At 63.2% G+C, this 20,008-nt stretch carries 17 protein-coding genes; 10 read left to right on the plus strand and 7 right to left on the minus strand.

The features are described 5' to 3' along the window. Positions 1-66: 66 nt before the first annotated feature. Both ACOQPI_RS00350 and ACOQPI_RS00355 read right to left on the minus strand, forming a co-directional pair. Positions 67-3,039 (minus strand): DEAD/DEAH box helicase family protein, encoded by a 2,973-nt coding sequence (locus ACOQPI_RS00350; RefSeq protein ID WP_420617743.1) that lies wholly within the window; start codon positions 3,037-3,039, stop codon positions 67-69. A 2-nt stretch (positions 3,040-3,041) separates the two neighbouring features. Continuing rightward, the gene (locus ACOQPI_RS00355) at positions 3,042-4,823 is read right to left on the minus strand and encodes a site-specific DNA-methyltransferase (RefSeq protein ID WP_420617744.1); all 1,782 of its coding nucleotides are present in this window, start codon (positions 4,821-4,823) and stop codon (positions 3,042-3,044) included. A gap of 405 nt (positions 4,824-5,228) precedes the next feature. Here ACOQPI_RS00355 and ACOQPI_RS00360 point away from each other — a divergent pair, with 405 nt between their 5' ends. Next, positions 5,229-5,876, plus strand: coding sequence for a DUF5343 domain-containing protein (locus ACOQPI_RS00360; protein WP_420617745.1), 648 nt, complete (start codon positions 5,229-5,231; stop codon positions 5,874-5,876). Positions 5,877-5,878: 2 nt separating this feature from the next. Further along, the gene (locus ACOQPI_RS00365) at positions 5,879-6,466 is read left to right on the plus strand and encodes a Swt1 family HEPN domain-containing protein (RefSeq protein ID WP_420617746.1); all 588 of its coding nucleotides are present in this window, start codon (positions 5,879-5,881) and stop codon (positions 6,464-6,466) included. 399 nt (positions 6,467-6,865) lie between these two features. On the opposite strand, the gene ACOQPI_RS00370 is transcribed toward ACOQPI_RS00365, so the two are convergent. Both ACOQPI_RS00370 and ACOQPI_RS00375 read right to left on the minus strand, forming a co-directional pair. After that, complete coding sequence (locus tag ACOQPI_RS00370) at positions 6,866-8,182, minus strand: hypothetical protein (RefSeq protein WP_420617747.1); 1,317 nt, start codon at positions 8,180-8,182, stop codon at positions 6,866-6,868. A gap of 107 nt (positions 8,183-8,289) precedes the next feature. After that, the gene (locus ACOQPI_RS00375) at positions 8,290-8,796 is read right to left on the minus strand and encodes a MarR family winged helix-turn-helix transcriptional regulator (RefSeq protein ID WP_420617748.1); all 507 of its coding nucleotides are present in this window, start codon (positions 8,794-8,796) and stop codon (positions 8,290-8,292) included. 25 nt (positions 8,797-8,821) lie between these two features. Here ACOQPI_RS00375 and ACOQPI_RS00380 point away from each other — a divergent pair, with 25 nt between their 5' ends. Genes ACOQPI_RS00380 through ACOQPI_RS00395 form a run of 4 tightly spaced genes read left to right on the plus strand, consistent with a single transcriptional unit; the run spans position 8,822 to position 11,842 of the window. Then, positions 8,822-9,706 carry a fumarylacetoacetate hydrolase family protein gene (locus ACOQPI_RS00380; RefSeq protein WP_420617749.1) on the plus strand — a complete coding sequence of 295 codons (885 nt, stop codon included), beginning with the start codon at positions 8,822-8,824 and terminating at the stop codon, positions 9,704-9,706. Positions 9,707-9,710: 4 nt separating this feature from the next. Further along, entirely contained in the window at positions 9,711-11,162 is a 1,452-nt protein-coding gene (locus tag ACOQPI_RS00385; protein WP_420617750.1) for an aldehyde dehydrogenase, read from the plus strand. Positions 11,163-11,210: 48 nt separating this feature from the next. Beyond that, positions 11,211-11,447: a FitA-like ribbon-helix-helix domain-containing protein gene (locus tag ACOQPI_RS00390; RefSeq protein ID WP_420617751.1), complete on the plus strand. Its 237-nt coding sequence runs from the start codon at positions 11,211-11,213 to the stop codon at positions 11,445-11,447. After that, positions 11,444-11,842: a type II toxin-antitoxin system VapC family toxin gene (locus tag ACOQPI_RS00395; protein WP_420617752.1), complete on the plus strand. Its 399-nt coding sequence runs from the start codon at positions 11,444-11,446 to the stop codon at positions 11,840-11,842. Before ACOQPI_RS00390 ends, ACOQPI_RS00395 begins: the two co-directional genes overlap by 4 nt. An 8-nt stretch (positions 11,843-11,850) precedes the next feature. Here the strand turns inward: ACOQPI_RS00395 and ACOQPI_RS00400 are convergent, their stop codons facing one another. Together ACOQPI_RS00400 and ACOQPI_RS00405 are read right to left on the minus strand one after the other, a co-directional pair. After that, entirely contained in the window at positions 11,851-12,690 is an 840-nt protein-coding gene (locus ACOQPI_RS00400) for an acyl-CoA thioesterase (protein ID WP_420617753.1), read from the minus strand. Between the two features lie 13 nt (positions 12,691-12,703). After that, on the minus strand, positions 12,704-13,555 hold the full coding sequence (locus tag ACOQPI_RS00405; RefSeq protein WP_420617754.1) for an SDR family oxidoreductase: 852 nt from the start codon (positions 13,553-13,555) through the stop codon (positions 12,704-12,706). Between the two features lie 62 nt (positions 13,556-13,617). Between ACOQPI_RS00405 and ACOQPI_RS00410 the strand changes: the two genes are divergently transcribed. After that, positions 13,618-14,616 carry a hydroxyacid dehydrogenase gene (locus ACOQPI_RS00410; RefSeq protein ID WP_420617755.1) on the plus strand — a complete coding sequence of 333 codons (999 nt, stop codon included), beginning with the start codon at positions 13,618-13,620 and terminating at the stop codon, positions 14,614-14,616. Further along, the gene (locus ACOQPI_RS00415; RefSeq protein ID WP_420617756.1) at positions 14,613-17,270 is read left to right on the plus strand and encodes a hypothetical protein; all 2,658 of its coding nucleotides are present in this window, start codon (positions 14,613-14,615) and stop codon (positions 17,268-17,270) included. Before ACOQPI_RS00410 ends, ACOQPI_RS00415 begins: the two co-directional genes overlap by 4 nt. 12 nt (positions 17,271-17,282) lie before the next feature. Here ACOQPI_RS00415 and ACOQPI_RS00420 read toward each other — a convergent pair whose 3' ends face one another. Further along, complete coding sequence (locus ACOQPI_RS00420) at positions 17,283-17,549, minus strand: hypothetical protein (RefSeq protein WP_420617757.1); 267 nt, start codon at positions 17,547-17,549, stop codon at positions 17,283-17,285. Between the two features lie 139 nt (positions 17,550-17,688). On the opposite strand from ACOQPI_RS00420, the gene ACOQPI_RS00425 reads away from it, so the two are divergent. Together ACOQPI_RS00425 and ACOQPI_RS00430 are read left to right on the plus strand one after the other, a co-directional pair. After that, positions 17,689-18,516, plus strand: coding sequence for an enoyl-CoA hydratase (locus ACOQPI_RS00425; protein WP_420617758.1), 828 nt, complete (start codon positions 17,689-17,691; stop codon positions 18,514-18,516). Between the two features lie 44 nt (positions 18,517-18,560). Further along, positions 18,561-19,904: a phosphomannomutase/phosphoglucomutase gene (locus ACOQPI_RS00430; protein WP_420617759.1), complete on the plus strand. Its 1,344-nt coding sequence runs from the start codon at positions 18,561-18,563 to the stop codon at positions 19,902-19,904. Positions 19,905-20,008: the final 104 nt, after the last annotated feature.

Raw genomic sequence — 20,008 nt, forward strand, 5'->3', positions numbered from 1 at the left:
GTCGTACCCAGTTGGAGTAGGAGAAACGTCTGAGTCGCCCAGCTAGATCTGCCCAGACTCGACCTCTCAACCCGCCGCTTGCGTCACTAGGTCGTCAGGGCTGTTTGCCACCTTGTAGTCAACCCCAATTGCTTTGAAGTGCTTTTCCGCGCAGTCGATCTTGATGTTCTCCACTTCTCGGCGTTCGACAGCGTCGAGGCTGCCTTTTGTCTCGCGCACGAGGTAGAGCTTGGCCTCGGACTCAAGCATGATCGCCCAGTCAGGGTTGTAGGGGCCGACTGGTGTGTCGACCGTGAACCACGAGGGGAGCTTGATGTAGAAGCGGACATCCCTGTTGTCGTCTAGCGCTTTGGCGAAATGGTGCTCGACCTCGGAATCGAACTCGACGTGGTCGTACGGGGTCTTGTCCTCGTTCTGCACTTTGTAGAGGTTGCTGGCGTACCGCTCGATCGCCTCTTCGGCCTCGGGCTCAAGGCGGCGCATCTCCCACATCGAGCCGGCGACCTCCTCGTACTCGATCCCGCTGAGCACCTGCGACCGGAGCACCATGGTGATGGTTCTCGAAGCAAGCTGGAGGAACGCTTGAGGGTTGACGAGGAAGTCGTCCAGGCGTCCTGATTCGGTGAGAATCCTCACGATGGTCTTGCGGGTCAGGTCGGTCTCGTTCTGGAGGTCGGCGAGGATGTCCGGCAGGAAGGTCGGCCTTTCGGTGTCGAGTGCCTGTTTCGTCTGCACTTCTGTTGCCTGCAAACCCGAGAGCTTGTGCTTGATGTCGGCAACCCGGATCGTGATCTTCGGCACCTCGACCGCCGGGGCTTCCCGAAGGGTGACCACGGTGTCGGCCACCAGTGCATCGGTGTCGAGCGCGACCCGGTACCGGGTGCGGACGCTGATCCGATTCCAGAGTTCTTGGAACTCGGGATCCAGTGTGACTTGCTTCCGGTAGCGGACCGTCTGGCGCTTCCGCGCATCGCGAATCTGGATCAGCTCAACGCGCTTCGAGATCACCCTGGTGATGTCCTCCCTTGAACCCTCATAACCTTCAGGAACCGGGAGAACAAACGACTCGTCAAGCGGGTTGAACGAAGGGAGTACCTGGCCTTCGCTCCCGATGATGCCCTCCGCTTCGAGGTGGTCCCACACGATGCTTGATCCGTCGGCACCGAACTTCTCGCCCGGATTCACCGGATGGCCTGCGGGCCGGAGCAGACGGGTGAAAGCTGTTCGCTCGACGACGCCGAACTTCCGCCCGGTGTCCTCCTCGTATTCGGTCTGGAGGGCCCGGGCGAAGTCTTCGTAGGCTTCGTTCGCGATCACCGTCAGCCGGTTGACATTGCGGTCTCGCACCCGCTCCCCGTCGTGGTTGACAGGCAGGCGAAGGCCGCGACCGATCTCTTGCCGCTTGCGGTCGGCCGATCTGGACTCGTTGAGTGTGCAGATCTGGAACACGTTGGGGTTGTCCCAACCTTCCCGGAGGGCCGAGTGGCTGAAGATGAACCGAAGCGGCTCGTCGGGGCTGAGAAGTCGCTCCTTGTCCCGCATGATCAGCTCGTAGGTGTCTTCGTCGGCCTTGGTCCTGCCGCTCGTATCCTTCAGCTTCTCGGGCTTGTTCCGGGTGGCCTTGTCCTTGCTGAAGTAGCCGCCATGGACCTCGGTCGCTGCTGAGAGCTTGAGAGCGGCATACTTTGGCTTGGCGGCGAGTTCGGCGTAGACCTCCTCGAACCACTCAGCAAACTGGCCGGGCCGGGGCCCGTCGTCGGTGTACTGGCGGTAGTTGGCCACTTTGTCCAAAAAGATGAGCGACAGCACCTTGATGCGCTTGCCTTGCCGATGCAGGGAGAGCTCCCGATCGAGATGCTGTCTGACGGTCTCCCAGATTTGGGCCCGGCGGACTTCGTCGCCGAATCCTCCTTGTGGCTCGCCTTCGTAGACGATCTGGCCAGAGTTGAACTCAACATTCTCGTCGCCCGCACGAAAGGAGATGTTGGCGACAATGAATCCATTGGCGTATTCCTGCCGCTCATCAGACAGCGCATGGAGGTCGGCGCCCACTTTGACCCAGACCGATTTCTGCCCACCAGCCGAACCGGTGCCTACGTTGATCTGCACCTGAGCCCGCATCCTCTTCTGATCGGTCCTCACCACCTTGACAAAGGCGGCGTTGAGGTTCTCCTCACCGACGACGCTGGCCACCTCGATGCTCTTCACCAGGCGCATCTCGTGGGCTTCGACCGGCCCGAGCCGGTAGATCGGGTTGTAGTCCTTCTTATGGGTTGCGGAGTACCGCAAGGTACACATCGGGTTGAGCCGCTCGATGGCCGCAGCCGCCTTTTCCGATTCCATGTTCTGCGGCTCATCGACCACCACGACCGGACGACAAGATTGGATGAACTCGATCGGGCGCCGCCCCGACATGGCATCGCTGGCCCGGTTGATCACGTTGGCGTTGCGGGAACCCTCCTCGCCATCTGCTGACACGTCCTTGCGGAAGGCATCGATGTTGAGGATGAGGATCTGCATGGTGTTGGAGGTGGCGAACTGCCGTACCCGGCCGAGATTCTTCGAGTCGTAGACCTGCGCGTCGAACGGAATCGAATACAGAGACTGAAAGTGGTCTCGCATGAGTTTGATGCTGGCCAACACGCCCTCTCGGACAGCAACGGATGGGACAGCAATCACGAACTTGGTGAACCCGTAGTGCTTGTGCAGCTCAAACATGGTTCGCAAGTAGACATACGTCTTGCCGGTCCCCGTCTCCATCTCAATCGTGAAGTGCGGCCCTCCAAGCTCCGCGCTGACCGGAAGCTCGTTCTCCTCCTGGACCTGCTGGAGGTTAGAGAGCAGATCGGACTCTAGGGAGTCGCCCGGGTCGGGGTTCCCGACTCCCAACTCGGTCAACGCGAGCTGGGCGCCCGTGGCGGTGGCAACGCTGAACTCACCGCTGACCAACGGCATCCCGGAGAACAGGTCGACCGCAGCCTGCACCGCGTCGTGCTGGTACGCGAGATCGGGCTCGAACTTCAGCCTGACCGAGGACAAGGTCAGACAACCTTGAGGGTGATGTCGGCACCGCCGCTCTGGTTGGCCGATCGGATCGTTTGCATGGCGTTGACCTTCATCTCGTCGTCATCACCGAAGCACCGATCCAAGACGAGGATGAGCGGCGGCCGTCTCGCGACAATCTCCTCAACGGCTTCGAGAGTGAGCTTCCCGTCTACGACGATGACGAGCTGGCCGTCAGCCACGGAATGCAGCACCACGCCAGCGGCTTCGACCACATCGACCTGCTCGGTGAGCTCATACCCGGCCTTGAGCAACAGTTCGGCCACGATTTCTTCAGCCGTTGACGACTGGCTCACCCCGTCAGCGAACAGCGACAGCCTTGCTTCCAGTGCCTCACCGCCGTCAGCCTCGCCATCCCAAACGCGGAAGTTGGACTCAGCCAGCGCGAAGCTGCGGAAGCCCATTGGCCCTGGTGGTTCAAGTGTCCCATTGCCATCAGCAGTCAGCGCGGTTGCCGCACCCTTGAGCCGAGCACGCGTGATGCCAGCGACGGTCTCGTAGTCGTCGTATCCCGTCGGCTCGGGAAGCTGCACCAGCACAAATCGCCGGTTGCCGCCGTCCTCGGCATTGAGCTTCCACACTGCCTCACCAGTGGCCCCTGACCCCGCGAAGAAGTCCAATACGATGTCTCCTGTCGCCGGGGTTGTTGCGAGTCGGAGCATTCGCTCAATCAGCCGCGTCGGCTTCGGCGTGTTGAAGACGGATTCCGAGGAAGCAAATTCGACTCGTTCGAGAAGTTCCTTCTTGGCCTCATCAGTGTGGCCAACTTCCTCATACTTCCAGAGCGTCTGCGGGACCCTCCCCTCTCGCACCTCACTGAGGAAGCGCTTGACCGCCGGTGTTCCCGAACCGTCAGCCCCGAACCAGATGCGGTTGTCCTCAACCATCTCCTTGAACTTCTCCTCCGAGTAGCGCCAATAGGTGCCCGGAGGCGGACCAGGGATTGGACGGCCTGACGGCGTCTCGATCGGGTAGGTGCCCTTGCTGTAGTAATTGCGGGCAGATAGGTCACCGCTTTTCCACGGGCCGCGTGGATCATCGTCCGGATTCTGGTAGCGGGCCTCCATTTTTTCCGTTCTCGGCAACGGATTCGGTTCCCACTCCGCCGCGTTCCTCGCGTAGACGAGGACGTAGTCGTGATCCTCGCTGAAATGCCGTGCCGAGTTCTTGGGACCGTACACCTTCTGCCAGATGCAGCTGGCGACGAAGTTCTCAGGACCGAAGATCTCGTCCATCAGCAGGCGCAGGTTGTGTACCTCGTGGTCGTCGATGGTCATGAAGATCGCACCATCCGGCCGCAGCAGGTTCCGCGCCAGCGCCAAGCGGGGAAACATCATCGAGAGCCAGTTCGAGTGGTAGCGCCCACTCGTCTCGGCATTGGCCGACAACCTCTTCCCCGACTCATCACTCTGACCGGTAAAGCGCAGATAGGTGGCAAGCCCCTCGCGGAAATTGTCCGGGTAGATGAACTCCTTGCCCGTGTTGTACGGCGGATCGATGTAGATCATCTTGACCTTGCCGTAATAGGCCCGCTGGAGCAGCTTGAGCACCTCCAGGCTGTCGCCCTCGACTACCACATCACGGGCGACATCGGCGCGCAGCGACCGGTCGGCATCCGGACGGAGACTCCCGACCGAGGGCTCCTGCATCGCAGCCGCCGCAGCCGCCTTCCCCGGCCAAGACAGCCCATACCGCTCCTGCTGAGGATCAACCGCCCTCTGCCCCATCGCCACCGCCAGGTCCTCAGGCACCAACTCCATCTCAGAGAACGCCTCAGGAACAAGATCCCGAAGAACTGCATACCGATCGTCCTTCGGAACCAAGCTCGTCAGATCGAACCTCTCAATCGCCCCGCCAGCAGCGTCCGCTGTCATCCCAACCCCCATCGCACCATGAAGCAGTCCCCGGATTCCATCTGTCCCGCTAGTCGATCCCCAACATGGTCTATCAGTTCATCCCCCCAAGGCACCGCACCTCGTCTGGTCAAGTCTTGCTGAGATCCTTAGGCGATACACCAAACGGCCAGCAGACTACGTAGCGCAGCCGCTACGGAGAATGGTTCATGGGACAAAGTAGCAGGTCAGAGGCGCAATTTCGTGTCTAAGGGACCAAACTGTCACAACTGCCATCTACCATTGGGCGCCAATCCAAGAAACGAGGAAGACATGGCAGATGAGAAACTCCCGTACGTAACTAGCACTGGGTCGCTGACCAAGGCCCTTACGAAGATCCAATCCGCGGCAACTCCAGATAGGTTCACACAGGATTTTCTAGCGACGAAGTTAGGACTATCTGGTGGGGGCGCTAAACCAGTAATTCCCTTCTTGAAGCGCACCGGATTTCTTGCCTCCGATGGAACTCCGACCGAGACCTACAAACACTTCAGAAATCAGAAACAGCGAGGGGCAGCAGCAGCTGCAGCCCTCCGAACAGGCTACGCACCCCTATTTGAAGCGAATGAGTACGCCTACGAGCTCAACGACGACGACCTCCGAGGGCTGATTGTGCAAATCACAGGAGCCGAAGAGGGCTCTCGAATGCTGACAGCGATTGTCGGCTCCTTCAAGGCCCTGCTCGAACTCGCTCAATTCGACGAGTCGGACGATCACGAGGCCGATGGTCCTGGCTCGGCGACCAGCGGAGACGACGGCGACGACCCCACATCCTTGCCGGACCAAGGTCAAGACGGGAAGGAGTCCTTGCTCGGAGACCTGAGCATCGGGTACACGATCAATCTCCACCTACCTGCCACCTCTGACATTGCTGTATTCAATGCCATCTTCAAGAGCCTCCGAGAGAACCTCCTTCGATAGTCATGGCAGCAGCTGAAGACAGACTGAAGCTATTTTCCCTCTCAAATCAGCTCGTCGAGCACGAACTCGATCGGGTAGAGCGAGAGTTCGCTATCGATCTGCGGAGACAGCACAAGCAAGTGCTTGACTCTGACGAGGACTATTACCCACAGATCGAGCAGGAGTACCGCTCAGAGGCCGCGGCAATGGCACCCCGTTACGAAGTCTTCTACTCACTCGAGAAATCCATCCGGCGGCTAATTTCTGACCCGCTCGAAGCTGAAGAAGGCCCCAACTGGTGGACCAGCGGTCGCATTCCCTCCACATTGCAGCAAGAGGTCGCAGACAGACAGCAACGGGAAATGGACAGCGGCACGACGCCCCGGTCGTCCGACCCCATCGACTTCACAACCTTCGGTGAGCTTGGTGAGATAATCAAGAAGAACTGGGATGTCTTCGACTCCCTGTTCACGAGCGTGAGGGCAGTTGAGAAGGTCATGAGCAGTCTCAACACGCTCCGAGGCCCGATCGCTCACTGCTCCCTGCTAGCTGAAGACGAGGTGCTCCGGCTCCGCTTGGCGGTTCGTGATTGGTTCCGTCTGATGGAGTAGCCGGCACGAGCTGCAAATCGTGGAGCGGCCACACGCCACCGATTACCAGCGACAATAGGGCCCGACCAATGGAAACGCAGCCAGGCACCCATCGGTCAAGTCAGCGGATAGTCGATTCTCGCCGATCAACCCTCACACTCAGTTAGGGCGAGCATCAGCTTGGGGGACCAGCACGAAGGCCAGTGCCCTGCATTCACAGCCATTTCGACTAGCGCTTCTTGCGCTTGGCTCTCTCCTGGCTTTCTTTCACGTACTCGTCGAAGAGCTCTGCTGCAACACGGCGACCAAAGGCCTTGGGGTCCACAGGCTGGGGATCCCAAGGCTGGGGAAACGGCAGGCGTGCCCTTTCGGAGCTACCCTCCGAGAGTTTCTGACGCAGTGCGTCCTCAGCGCTTCTCGTCATGGCCTCACCCCCATTATGCCAGCGTTTCGGAGCCCTTGGTCGCGACCAAAGTAGCGCGGGTTGAGCTCGGGCGCGAAGTAGTGCTTTCGCCTAATCCACACTAGCCCGTCTCCCTTCGAGATCACGGCCACATCGACCGGGCCCCCAACCGTCTCAGCTTCCGGTGTAACCCGTCGCTTGAAGGAGGTGAGGTTTACTAGAGCCTCTGCCATCTCCGCGATTTCCTCCTTCGGGAGCAGCTCCACGATCGACATGATCGGGGCAGAGTTGTTTGCCTTCAGCAGCTCACGAAAGTGATCCTGGAAGCGATCGGCGATCACCGCTTTGGCCGCAGCCATCTCATTGAGTAGCTGGGAATGCGCAGCCGGAGAAAGAGCGCCTTTCACCCGTCCACTGAAGTGGTCGATCAACAGGCCAATCGTCTGGTCGACCAATTCGCTGAGTGCCAGTCGATAGTCAGGGTGAATGCCCTCCATGAAGGTGGCCACCATGTCCTCCTGCGCGAAGGGGTAGATGCCGGCGGACTGGTCCTTTCCAATGCAGACGCCGCCGACCCTCCACGCTCGAACACGGCCAGCGACAATGCCGTCGACGAAGTACTGAGACATCGCAGGAAAGAGTTGGTCAGTACCAAACCCCGTTACTACGACTCCGCTACCCCAAGGCGACTGCTGGGCCGCCCTCAATGAGGCTCGGGCCATGACCCGAGCTCGTCGCTTGATCACCGAGTTCGTAGGTAACCCGTTGAGATATTCGTCTACAAACGCCGGCCAGTCTTTGATTGCAGCGCTTATCTCTCGTCCGACAATTGCCGTGCTGATGCCATCGATGAAGCCAATCTGCTGCAAATGGCTGATCCGAGCATTGACCCTGCTGAGAATCTCGCTCCTGATCTGAGCATTAGTGAGCGGAGTACCTGCTGATGCAGCAGCCAATGCAGTGCTCTCTACCGAAGTTCGCACCATGTCCAGCTCCCACCACGCGGTCATAACCACACGCTCCCGTTGCTCTTGTCTGGACACATGTCGAACCAAGGAAGGCAAGTAGGCAACTAGCGCTTCTGCATATTCCTCAACTGAGCCGTAGGAGGTTGAGGCAAGGTCACGGCGGTGCTCCTTTATGACGGTTTCCCAAGGGATCGACGCAAACGAACCCCCTCCATAAACCATTACTGCAACCGGCTCAACGGTTGAGAGGGGAAATAGCTTGTTCGCGGTGTTGTAGATCTTGCGACCTGGCGCACCAACAGTGGCGGCGCTGTCGGCAGCGATAGCAACGGCACCACGATTGAGGATCACCACTTCCGCTGTCATCTATCCTTCACCTCCTGAGCGATAGATATTTACACGGCGCAGTGACAACTTCGCGGACCTGGCTCAGCGTCATGTGCGGCAGGCTCAGCTGGCGTGATGCCGATGGCCTACTCAGAGGCGTTGGTGGTGACTGCTCGCAAGAGGCGAGCCAAGTCGTGCTTCTCCGCGACGCTGAGTCCTCCGCTCATTTTGCCTTCGAACTCGTTGAACTGGGGGAAGAGTTGCTCGATGGTCCTGAGCCCGGAGGAGGTGAGGGCCACTGTGACTCGGCGGCGGTCCGACTGCATGCGGGTGCGCTCCACCCGGCCTTGCTTCTCCAGAGTGGTCACCATTCCGGTCAGCGTGCCCTTGGCCAAGTCGCATTCGGAGGCCAGTTGAGCGGCTTCCATCTCTCCCCACACCCACAGCACCCACAAAATGGTGAAGCCGCCCCACGACAAACCGGCCTCAGCCAGCACCTCTCGCTCCGCCCGGCGCCGAACCGCCGCCGCAGCCCGATAGATGTTGGAGATGGCCTGCATCGAGTCGAAGTCGAGAGGCCGATCGCCCAACCGAGCCTGGATGTCTACCTCGGCATCGAGGAGGCGTTCGGTGGGAGTGGAGTCGGCTGGCATGGGTTCTCTAGGTAGATTGCCAGACATGCCCGAATACCGCCGCATCCTCCTCGACGGCTATCCCTGTGATGTTGAACGCGTTGGCGATCAGCTGGTTTCCGGCGATGGCCGATCGGTGGCCATCGACGAAGCCGTCCATCTGGCGCCGGTGACGCCCACCAAGATCATCTGCATCCATCTGAACTACCGCAGCCGGGTTGAGGAGTTCATGACCAAGCTGCCCCCGGCGCCCACCTACTTTCACAAGCCCATCACCGCGCTTACCGGGCACAAGAGCGACGTGGTGCGCCCCGAGGGGTGCCAGTGGCTGAACTACGAGGGCGAGATTGCCATTGTGATCGGAAAGACCTGCCGAAACGTGTCCCCTGCTGAGGCGGGGGACTACATCGCCGGTTACAGCGTGGCCAACGACTACGGCCTCCACGACTTCAGGGACACCGACGCGGGGTCGATGCTGCGAGTGAAGGGCAGCGACACCCTTTGTCCCGTGGGCCCTGGTCTGATCACCGGCTGGGACTTTCGGGGCAAGCGCATCCAGACCATCGTGAACGGCGAAGTGAAGCAGGACGCCACTACCGACGAGATGGAATGGGACATGCACTACATCGTGGCCGACATCGCCCGCACCATCACGCTGGTGCCCGGCGACATCCTCTTGTCGGGAACGCCGGCCTACTCCCGCCCGGTGGTGCCCGGCGACGTGGTCACCGTGGAGGTCGAGGGCTTGGGGGCGCTGACCAACACCATCGTGTCCGGCCCGACTCCCATCCGAGACGATGTGGGTGCGCAGCCGTCCGACTCCGAGGAAGTGCAGTCCACTGCCAAGGGCGGGGATTGGGAGTTCCGAGGCATCCGCGCCCCCCGAGGTCCCGGTGCCCAGCGCTACGAGTCCACCGTCGAGGAGGAATGACTCCGTGACCCGCCAGGATGTCGGCGGCGTCTCGGTACCGACCGATCACCTGATCGGGGGGTCGTGGGTCCCCTCACCTCAGCGGTTCGAGACTCGGTCGCCGATGGGCTGGGAGCACCTGGCCGACATCGCCCGCGGCGATGAAGCCACGGCGGAGTCCGCGTTAGCCGCTGCCGTGGATGGATTCGAGGCCTGGAGCGCCTTCAGCGTCAAAGAACGAGCCGACGTGCTGCATCGTCTGGCCGACCTGATTGAGGCCAACAACGATGACATTGCCCTGGTGGAGACCCTGGACATGGGCTTTCTCTATGAGTCGATGAAGCAGCGGCTGGTGGCCCGGGGGGCGCTCAACTTCCGCACCTACGCCGACCTGATCACCGAGCACGAGAACCGCACCTGGGATGCCAAGAGCATGCGGAACCAAGTGCAGCGCATGCCCGCCGGTCCGGCGGTGGTCATCACCCCCTGGAATGCGCCGTTCATGCTCAGCACCTGGAAGCTAGCCCCCGCGTTGGCCGCGGGAAACAGCGTCATCCACAAGCCAGCCGAGTGGTCGCCGCTGTCGGCCGCGCTGCTGGCCGAGCTCACCCTGAAAGCCGGTTTCCCGCCTGGCGCCTACAACCTGGTACAGGGCATCGGCGAGGAGGTAGGCGCAGCGCTGGTGGCCGACCCCCGAGTGCGGCGCATCACGTTCACCGGATCACCGGAGACCGCCCGGCAGATCGGACGGGCCGCCGCGGCCAACATCGTCCCGTTCACCGCGGAACTGGGCGGCAAGGGCCCGTTCCTGGTGTTCGCCGACGCCGACCTCGACGCCGCCGCCCACAGGGCTGCCTGGCAATTCGATGATTCGGGGCAGGTGTGCCTGGCTGGCACCCGGCTGCTGGTCGCGGCCGAAATCCGAGACGAGTTCCTCAAGCGATTCCATCACCACGCAGATGCGCTGGTGCTGGGGGATCCCCGTGATCCCACCACCGACATCGCCCCGCTGGCCCACCCCGATCACCGCGACCGGGTCCACGGATTCGTGGAGCGGGCCCGAGCCGCGGGCGACGTCATCGTGCGGGGCGGCCAACCGATGGAAGGCAGCCTCCACTACGAGCCGACGCTCATCGAACCGGCATCCAACCAGAGCGAGGTGGTGCAGCAGGAGATCTTCGGCCCGGTGCTCACCCTCCAGACCTTCGCCGACGAGGATGAGGCCATCGCCCTGGCCAACAGCACCGACTATGGCCTCTCCGCTCAGATCTGGACATCGTCACAGGCCCGGGCCGAGCGGGTGGGCGCAGCCGTGCGGGCTGGCTTGGTGTGGGTCAACACCTTCTTGGTGCGCGACCTCACCGCCCCGTTCGGCGGCTGCGGGATCTCCGGCATCGGCCGAGAAGGAGGCGACTACGCCCTCGACTTCCACAGCGATCTCAAGACCCTGATGATCCTGGACGACTCGACTGAGTGACCGCGCTTGGTGATTGCATTATGACAGCAATGCGGCCATAATGCTGTCATGACTGTGCAGATCACGATTCGAGGGGTACCTGAGGAAGTCCGCGATGAACTTTCAGCTCGGGCTGCGCTCAACCGGCAATCCATGCAGGAGTACTTGCGCGGCGAACTTGAGCGCATTGCGTCCCGGCCAACGCTGCGTTCTTGGCTTGACGAAGTCCAGCGCCGCAAGGCCGCAGCGGGAACCGGCGTCCCGACTTCGATGATCCTCGAAGACCGAGACGCCGATCGGAGGTGAGTGCCGTCGTCGACGCCTCCGTGCTGGTGGCCGTGCTCGTCGACTCTGAGCATGACGGCCCATGGGCAGAAGAGGCGATCTCAACCGGCCCTCTGGCCGCACCAGAACAGGCTCTGGTCGAAGCCACCAACACCCTTCGTCGACAGGAGCTAAGGGGCGTCCTCACACGACTGGAAGCGACAGCCGCCCACCGAGACCTGCTCCGCCTTGATATTGACCTCTACCCGTTTACGCCTTTCGCTGACCGCGTATGGGAACTCAGGGCCAACCTCACCAGCTACGACGCCTGGTACGTGGCGTTGGCCGAAGCGCTCGATTGGCCGCTGTTGACCCTCGACCGCCGGATCAGCCGAGCAACCGGACCCTTGTGCCAAGTGGTGACTCCCCAACCCTAAGCGGGACGCTACATCGAGCGGGAGGGGTCCATGGGGGCGGGGGCGGCTTTGGCCATGGAGTCTTGCTGGAAGGTGGCCACTAACTGGCCTTCGGCGGTGAACACTTCGCCTTGGCCGTAGACCCGGCCGTTGGCCGCCTTGGTGGCCGACATCTGGATGAGCAGCCACTGGGATGCGTCCAGGCGATCCAGGAAGTGGAGGGTGTGGGCGATCACCCCGGTGGACAGGGTGCGGTGGGCGTCCTCGATTCGGATGGTTTCTCGATGGGGGCGCATGGCCAACCCGATGATGTTGCCGCAGGTGGCCCATCCGGCGATGCCCTGGTTGGCCGCCTGCGACTCCACCCCCGCCTCGTAGCGGTGCCAGGCCCGCTCAACCGGCACTCCGTCGATCTCCGGTTCGCCGGGCACCGGCCGCCACTCGGCGCCGGGGAAGATGAAGGCGAAGCCGGGATCCAAGCCATCGGGACCGGGCACATCGGGCATGGCCGGCTCGTGACGCATCAGGTCGTCGTCCACTGTGCTCATCAAGATCAGCGCCCGGCTGAGCAGCTTGCCCCCCTGGGTGGCGGTGACCGCATCGCTGGCCCAGGTGCGCCCGGCCTGCATGGAATCGACGTCCACCTCTATGGGCAGGGTGTAGGTGCCGGCCCGGGCGAAGATGGCGTGCACGGAGCGGATGTCCTTGGCGCTGCCCGCTTCCCTATCCGACGCCATCATCATCTGGGCCATGAGCTGGCCACTGAACACCACATCGCGCCCCTCAGCCGACTCCGCCGGCTGGAATACGTGATAGCGATGCTCCCCGACTTCGGTGAGCTCCAAGATGTCAGGCAATTGGCCGCTCATTAGAAGAGCGGGCTCATTCGTCCATCCCGAACATGGCCGGGTCGAAGTCCATCATGCCGGCCATGACCTTCACGAAGGGGTCGTCCCAGGCGTCCACCAGAGAGGCGTTGGTGTGGCCCTGGTCCACCAGCAGGTTGATCCCGTTGATGCCGCTGGCGGCGTCGCTGCTCAAGAACAGCAGAGTGTCGCCCATCTGCTCGGGAACCAAGGTGGGCACATCGGCGGCCTCCCGATAGCTGGCCCCAAATCCGAGCCATAGGTCGGCGTTGGCCCGGGCCAAGGGGGTGTCGGTGGGCCCGGGCATGATGGAGTTGATGCGGATGCCCCTTTGCAGGAAGGGGAACGCCTGGGCGGCCACATACCCGTTGATGGCCTGCTTGGAGAACATGTAGCTGTCGGTGCCCTCGTTCTCGTCGATCCACGCCGCGGCGGTGTCCCAGTCGGGGGTGGCCAGAAAGTCCTGCACCTGCTCCAGTTTGCTCATCCATCCCAGCCCGGCCGCCGAGGAGATGAAGCTCACCGAGCCGCCCCGGCCCAGCTTGCCGCCCTTGATCAGCGCTTCGATGAGATGGCGCTGCGATGTGAAGTTGATCAGCATGAGATTGCCGGTGCCGTCGGCCACCCCCGCGCAGGCCAACACGGTATGCACTGGGCCTTCGATGGCCTCGATGGCCGCGTCCACGCTGGCCTGGTCGCCCAGGTTGACGTTGATGTACTGCCCGCACTCGTAGGTCATGTCGGCGATGTCCAACACAATGGTATGTCCACCCAGCGCGGCTGCCTTCTGAGCCGCGGCCGCTCCCATCCCGGTGGCGCCCCCCACCACCAGCACCCGCTTGCCCTCGTAGTTGACCAGATCAGCCATTTCCGTTCCCCTTCTTGTCCTTGCTTGTGAATGGTCTAGCCGATATTGGGAGACTTCTGGCAATGAGCAGAGGGCAACCCAACATCGCTATTGCCCACTGGCCGGGCATGGGGCTGTTCGGCGAGGCCGACCACGACCGGCTGCGGGCGCTGGGGCGGCTGTTGAACACCGAGCCCATCGGGGCGTGGGACGACGAGGCCAACGCCGTGCTGGCCGAGGCCGAGGTGATCGTCGGCCACTGGGGGTGCCCGCCGCTAGACGCCGCCATGCTCGATCGGGCGCCCCGGCTCGGGCTGTTCGCCTACGCGGCGGGCACGGTCAAGATGACCCTGACCGATGCGGTGTGGGATCGCGGCATCCGCGTGACCAGCGGGGCCAACGCCAACGCCGAGCCGGTGGCCGAGTTCACCCTGGCCGCCATCCTGTTCGCCAACAAGGGGGTGCTGTGGCGCCGGGGCCGGGCTGACTTCTCAGCCATGTCGGCCATGGGCGACCGCCAGTGGGGCAACTACGGCCGCACCATCGGCATCATTGGGGCATCGCTGATCGGCCGCCGGGTGATCGAGCTGCTGCGCCCCTTTCCCCACTTGACGGTGACGCTCTCCGACCCCTACGTGACCCCAGAAGAAGCCGCCTCGCTAGGGGTGGACAAACTGGAGTTGGATGAACTGTGCGCCGGGGCCGATGTGCTGTCTATCCATGCGCCAGCCCTGCCCGAGACGATGCACTTGATCGGCGCCAACCAGTTGGCCGCATTGCCCGACGGCGCCACGGTGATCAACACCGCCCGCGGGCCGCTGATCGACCATGAGGCGCTGACGCCTCACCTGGCCTCGGGGCGGCTGTATGCCATCTTGGATGTGACTGATCCTGAGCCGCTGCCCGAAGACAGCCCGCTGCTGGAGATGGCCAACGTGTGGATCAGCCCCCACTTGGCCGGCAGCCAGGGCACCGAACTGGCCCGCATGACCGACTACGTGATCGATGAGATCCGGCGGTGGTCGGCCGGAGAGTACGCCCTCAACGAAGTGACCAAAGAGCGATTGGCCACCATGGCATGAGCATGGACTTTCGATTTCCCGAACACCCCTTGGCTGGCACCACCACCTCTGGCGCCCTAGCCGACCGGCTGATTGCGGCGACCGCGGACAAGATGGCGGAGTTCGAGCAGTCTGCCGCTCCCGGACTGGAGCTGCCCCGGCTCTATGCCGGCCATGCGGTTCTGGACGACGCCACCGCCGACCTGTTGTACGTTCTGGGGCTGCTCATCGAGTGCGGAGTCGAAGAGGTGGGCGGGTGCGAACTGCGAGCCCGGATCCCACCGCTGATCGCTTCGCTTGATCCCGCCACGGTGGAGGCGTTCGCCAGCTACCGGGTGGGAGAAACGGTGCTGCGCATCGGGGGTCTCGATTCCCTACCCTCCGAGCTCCACCAGACCGTGCTCGACGCGGTGCACTCTCCGGGCATCGTCGACCGGCTGGCCGACACTGACGCCATCCCGCCCAACTTCGCGGTGGTGGCCTCCCGATGCCTGCGAGCCCTGGCCGAGCTTCGGGGCGGCGAGGCGCCTGCTGAGCTTCCCGATCTACTCGACCGGGTGCGCTCGATGTTCTCCAGCCCCACGGGCTGGCTGAACGACGGCATGGGCAACTGGGTCCATTACGACATCTACACCCCGGATATGTACCTGTTTGCCGAGCCGCTGGCCGATCAGCTCGGTCCGGGGTGGGCCAGCGGGCTTTCAAAGGTGCTTACCGACCTCGACGAGGTGGCTCAGCCCGGAGGAGCCATCGTGTGGGGTAGGTCTATCGGTGCGCTGGGCATGGCCATCACCATCGAGCTGGCCGCTATTGCCGCGGGGCGCGACCTCGACGTACCCCAAGACCGCTGGCTGGCCCGAGCCGATGCGACTCTTGACGATCTTGTGGAGTGGTTCCCCAACGGGGTCATCGCCGCTCACCAAAACCGGGCCGCCATGTTCTACCGCGGCCCGGCCCGACGGCTTCAGATGACCCTGGACATCTACGGCAAGCTGCTGCTCTCCGCCCTCGAACTGCGCCAGAGGCCTGACGTGGTCGGCGCTGCTTCCACCGACGCCTATCTCCCTGCGGAACGCTTCATCTCATTCGACGATTCCCAGCGGGCCACGGTGTGGTCGTACCGGGCCAAGCCGCTGTCGTTCGCCCTGCCCACGGTGTTCGGATTCTCAGCCGACTACGCCGCCTCTCCGCGGAGCCCGGGCCTATTTGAGCAGCCCACCTCCGGCCATCCGGTGATGCTGCCGGTGATCACCCCACTGGGGCGAGACGACCGCACCGGCACCAGCAATGCTCCCCTGGTCCCGGCGGGCTTGCCCACCTCGGTGGAGCACAACCCGGGCTCGGTCACCATCGTCCACGACGGGTGGGCGCCAGCGGGCAGCGACGAGCCGACGGTGGCGGGCCGTCGTACTGCCACCTACCGGGTGGAGGGGCGCTCGCTGGTTGTTGCTGAGCACCTCCAATTCGACGACCCTGACCTTCCCGGCCCGCTGACCCTCACGGTGGCCGAGCCTGCCGGACGACCGCTGGACGTGGAGTTCGACGCCGGTCGGGTGCAGGCCATCGACACCTCGGGGATCGCGGAGTGGCGCAGCTTCTGGGGTGAGCTGCCCCGGGTGTACCAGGCTGAACTCGAACCCGCTGCCATGGTGAACTTCACCTGGAAGGTCACCCCCCGGCTGCGGGTGGCCAGCACCATTCACGGGCACCCCTACGACCGCTCGCTGTACGACCCGCTGGCCGACCGGGTGGTGGCACTCGGCGCAGGCATCCCCGACGACAAGCTGGTGCAGAGGCTCCACGAAATCGACGTGCTGCACATGGCCTGGCCGGAATGGTGGAGCGGTGTCGACCCTCAACGCACCGCCGAGGTGCTGGCGCAGGTGAAGGCCACCGGAACCGCCATCGTGTGGACCCAGCACAACCTGCTACCCCACTTCTTCAAGACCGACGAGGCCGCAGCCAGCTACCAGCTATGGGCCGAAGCGGCCGACGCGGTCATCCACCACAGCCAGGCCGGCTACGACGTGGCATTGGCCACCTACCAATACGGTCCCAACACCGAGCACCACGTCATCCCCCACGGCCATTGGGGGCGCGAGTACGAGGCGGTGGCCCACACCACCCGCGAAGATGTCGAGTTGGCCGAGGGCTGGGCACCATGCAGGCTGCGGGTGGCGGTTATCGGGACCCCTCGGGTGGAAAAGAACCTCCAGCTGGTGGTCGACGCGGTGCATGCATGCGCCCGGGACGACATCCAGCTGGTGATCCGTGTGGACCTGTCGGTGGCCGTTCCCGACGATCCCCGGATCATCGCCGAGTTCGGCCATCTCGATTTCAACCAGTACCTGCGGCGCGTGAAGGCCTTCGACGCGGTGATCCTCCCGTTCGCCCCCTCCGGGATGCTCACCACCGGCACCGCGTTCGACTGCATCGGAGCAGGCGTGCCCGCCATCACCAGCAACTGGGACTTCTTCGACGAGACCTTCGCCGGCGCCGACATCCGCTACGGAGAAACCGTCGAAGACCTCACCCGGTGCCTCGACAATCTCACCCCGGAAGACTTGGACCGCTCCCGCCAAACCCTGATCGACCTACGCCCCGCCTTCGACTGGGAACCGATTGCCGACCAAACCTTGGCCGTGCTTGAAGCGGCCGCCCTCAGCAAGGCTTGAGGGCTTCAACCGTCAAACGATGGCAGGCACCAGCAGCGTGATCCAGATGGTGAGCATGAACCCCACCATGGTGGTCATGATGAGGCGAGTGTGCTTGGAGATTGCGGAGTCAACATACGACCGCATTTCAGCGCTCAGAACTCTCAGGTCGTCTTTGGTGGCCAGTTGGTCTCGCCCTTCGGGGATGATGCAGTTCATGAGCGTCTCGGTGGCCTCCTTGCCGATGGCCAATACCAGCCGGTTGGCCAACTCCGTGCGCTCGATTTCGGTTACTGCCATGGGTTCCCTCCATCGTCTCTTGGATTCTGAGGGGAACCCTTTATGCTCAGGGGCGGTGCCGGTTCCGACTGCTTTCGTCAGGGTACAGAAGGCAACCGGCTGAAGCAACCACCTATAAGCCCCTGATAGAGGACACCCCATGAGCGAGTACAGATACGTCGATTACGAGACCGCAGACGCGGTGGCCACCATCACACTGGCCCGACCGGAAAAGGCCAACGCCCAGAACGAGCGGATGCTCGATGAGTTGCACCACCACTTCTTGGCTGCGGAGTACGACGACGACGTGAAGGTGATCGTGCTGCGGGGCGAGGGCAGGCACTTCTCGGCCGGCCACGATCTTGGCGGGGGCGACCCCGACCCCGACGCCGTGTCGCTGGCCGAGGCCGACGGCAGCTGGCAGCTGAACAAGATCTACCGCTGGGAGGCCCGCAAGTACCTGGGCTACTCGTGGCACTGGCGCAACATCCCCAAGCCCACCATCGGGGCCATCCAGGGCAAGGCCATCGCCGGGGCACTCAACCTGATCTGGCCGCTGGATCTGCTGGTGGTGGCCGACGACGTGGAGTTCTCCGACCCGGTGGTGCTGATGGCCATCGGCGGGGTGGAGTACCACGGCCACACCTGGGAGTTGGGCGCCCGCCGGGCCAAAGACCTGCTGTTCACCCAGCGCACGCTGGGGGCCGAAGAAGCCGTCCAGATCGGGGTTGCCCGGGAGGTTGTTCCCCGCGACCAACTCTGGGAGCGCACTCATGAACTGGCCGCGCAAATCGCCCAGAACAACGCCTTCGGTTTGGCCCAGGCCAAGCGGGCGGTGAACCAGACTCTCGATGTGCAGGGCTACTACACCGCCCTTCAATCGGTGTTCGACGTGCACCACACCGGCCACGGCAACGCCATCAGCGTCAGCGGCTATCCCATCTTGATGCAGCTCGACGAGATGAAGCAGAACCTGAAGAAGCAGTAGCCGCCTGATGCCGCAGAATCGCCCCGACCGCTAGCCGGCCCGGAATGGCTACCGACTACGACGCCATCTTCAAGGCCTACGACGTTCGGGGCACCGTGGGCGATCAAATAGACGCCGATGGGGCTCGGGCCATCGGAGGCGCCTTCGCCCGGTTCGTGGCCTCATCGGGGGCTGCCGCGGTGCTGGTCGGGCGGGACATGCGCCCCGAGGGCGAAGAATTCTCTGCCGCGTTCGGCGAAGGCGCGATGGACCACGGCATCGACGTGGTGGACATGGGACTGTGCGCCACCGACATGCTCTATTACGCCTCGGGCTACCTTGATCTGCCCGGAGCGGTGTTCACCGCCTCCCACAATCCCGCGGGCTACAACGGTATCAAGATGTGCGGCGCGGGTGCCGCGCCCATCGGCGCCGACACCGGGTTGGAGAACATCAAGGCCATGGCCATCGCCGGCCCCGATCCGTCAGCTGCCAAGGGCAACCGCACAAGCCGCGAATTGCTGAGCGACTACGTCGCCCATGTCCGCTCGTTCGTAAACGTGGACGCGCTGGCCCCCCTGCTGGTGGTGGCCGACACCGCCAACGGCATGGGCGGCCTGGTAGTGCCCGCGGTGTTCGAGGGTCTGCCTCTCGTGCTTGACCACCTGTATCCCGAGTTGGACGGCACCTTCCCCAACCACCCGGCCGATCCTCTACAGCCGAAGAACCTACGAGACCTCCAAAGCCGGGTGCTGGAAGTGGACGCCGATGTGGGGATGGCCTTCGACGGCGATGCCGACCGCATGTTCTTGGTGGACGAAAACGCCCGACCGGTGTCGGGGTCGTCGACCACCGCCATCATCGCCCGCACGGTCTTGGAGCGGGAACCCGGCGCCAGCATCATCCACAACCTGATCTGCTCTCGGACCGTTCCCGAAGCGATCGCCGAGGCGGGTGGCACCGCGGTGCGAACCAAAGTAGGCCACTCCATCATCAAGCAGGCCATGGCCGACACCGGTGCCATATTCGGAGGGGAGCACTCGGGCCACTACTACTTCCGGGATAACTATCGGGCCGACAGCGGCCTGATCGCCGCCCTGATGGTGCTGGAAGCCCTCAGCAGCCACCCAGCGGGCCTGTCCGATCTCGTGTCGGACTTCGACCGCTATGCCTCATCGGGAGAGCTCAACACCACGGTGGACGACGCGGCAGTGGTGATCGAGCGGGTGGCGGCCGCCTACCCGAATGCCCGCCAAGACCGCCTCGACGGGCTCACCGTGGACCTGGGCGACTGGTGGTTCAATCTGCGCCCCTCCAATACCGAACCCCTGCTTCGGCTCAATCTCGAGGCCCCCACCTGCGACGAAGTGCAGCAGAGGGTGGCCGAAATCCAGGCCCTTATCGCTTGAATTACGCGCCGTTTCAAGCCCACATCCCGGTTTAATGAATGACACAGCCGGGGAGAGGAATGCCCCCCTCCCATCCTCCTCTCCCCGGCTGCGCCGTAATTTAG

The organism is Candidatus Poriferisocius sp. (assembly GCF_965219815.1).
Classification (GTDB): Bacteria; Actinomycetota; Acidimicrobiia; order Acidimicrobiales; family Bin134; genus Poriferisocius.

What these genes read in the sequence shown, in the direction of transcription:
- ACOQPI_RS00355 (WP_420617744.1), bottom strand. Translation starts at nt 4,823, where the DNA reads ATGGAGTTGGTGCCTGAGGACCTGGCGGTGGCGATGGGGCAGAGGGCG.
- ACOQPI_RS00360 (WP_420617745.1), top strand. Translation starts at nt 5,229, where the DNA reads ATGGCAGATGAGAAACTCCCGTACGTAACTAGCACTGGGTCGCTGACC.
- ACOQPI_RS00365 (WP_420617746.1), top strand. Translation starts at nt 5,879, where the DNA reads ATGGCAGCAGCTGAAGACAGACTGAAGCTATTTTCCCTCTCAAATCAG.
- ACOQPI_RS00370 (WP_420617747.1), bottom strand. Translation starts at nt 8,182, where the DNA reads ATGACAGCGGAAGTGGTGATCCTCAATCGTGGTGCCGTTGCTATCGCT.
- ACOQPI_RS00375 (WP_420617748.1), bottom strand. Translation starts at nt 8,796, where the DNA reads ATGCCAGCCGACTCCACTCCCACCGAACGCCTCCTCGATGCCGAGGTA.
- ACOQPI_RS00380 (WP_420617749.1), top strand. Translation starts at nt 8,822, where the DNA reads ATGCCCGAATACCGCCGCATCCTCCTCGACGGCTATCCCTGTGATGTT.
- ACOQPI_RS00390 (WP_420617751.1), top strand. Translation starts at nt 11,211, where the DNA reads ATGACTGTGCAGATCACGATTCGAGGGGTACCTGAGGAAGTCCGCGAT.
- ACOQPI_RS00400 (WP_420617753.1), bottom strand. Translation starts at nt 12,690, where the DNA reads ATGAGCGGCCAATTGCCTGACATCTTGGAGCTCACCGAAGTCGGGGAG.
- ACOQPI_RS00405 (WP_420617754.1), bottom strand. Translation starts at nt 13,555, where the DNA reads ATGGCTGATCTGGTCAACTACGAGGGCAAGCGGGTGCTGGTGGTGGGG.
- ACOQPI_RS00410 (WP_420617755.1), top strand. Translation starts at nt 13,618, where the DNA reads ATGAGCAGAGGGCAACCCAACATCGCTATTGCCCACTGGCCGGGCATG.
- ACOQPI_RS00415 (WP_420617756.1), top strand. Translation starts at nt 14,613, where the DNA reads ATGAGCATGGACTTTCGATTTCCCGAACACCCCTTGGCTGGCACCACC.
- ACOQPI_RS00420 (WP_420617757.1), bottom strand. Translation starts at nt 17,549, where the DNA reads ATGGCAGTAACCGAAATCGAGCGCACGGAGTTGGCCAACCGGCTGGTA.
- ACOQPI_RS00425 (WP_420617758.1), top strand. Translation starts at nt 17,689, where the DNA reads ATGAGCGAGTACAGATACGTCGATTACGAGACCGCAGACGCGGTGGCC.
- ACOQPI_RS00430 (WP_420617759.1), top strand. Translation starts at nt 18,561, where the DNA reads ATGGCTACCGACTACGACGCCATCTTCAAGGCCTACGACGTTCGGGGC.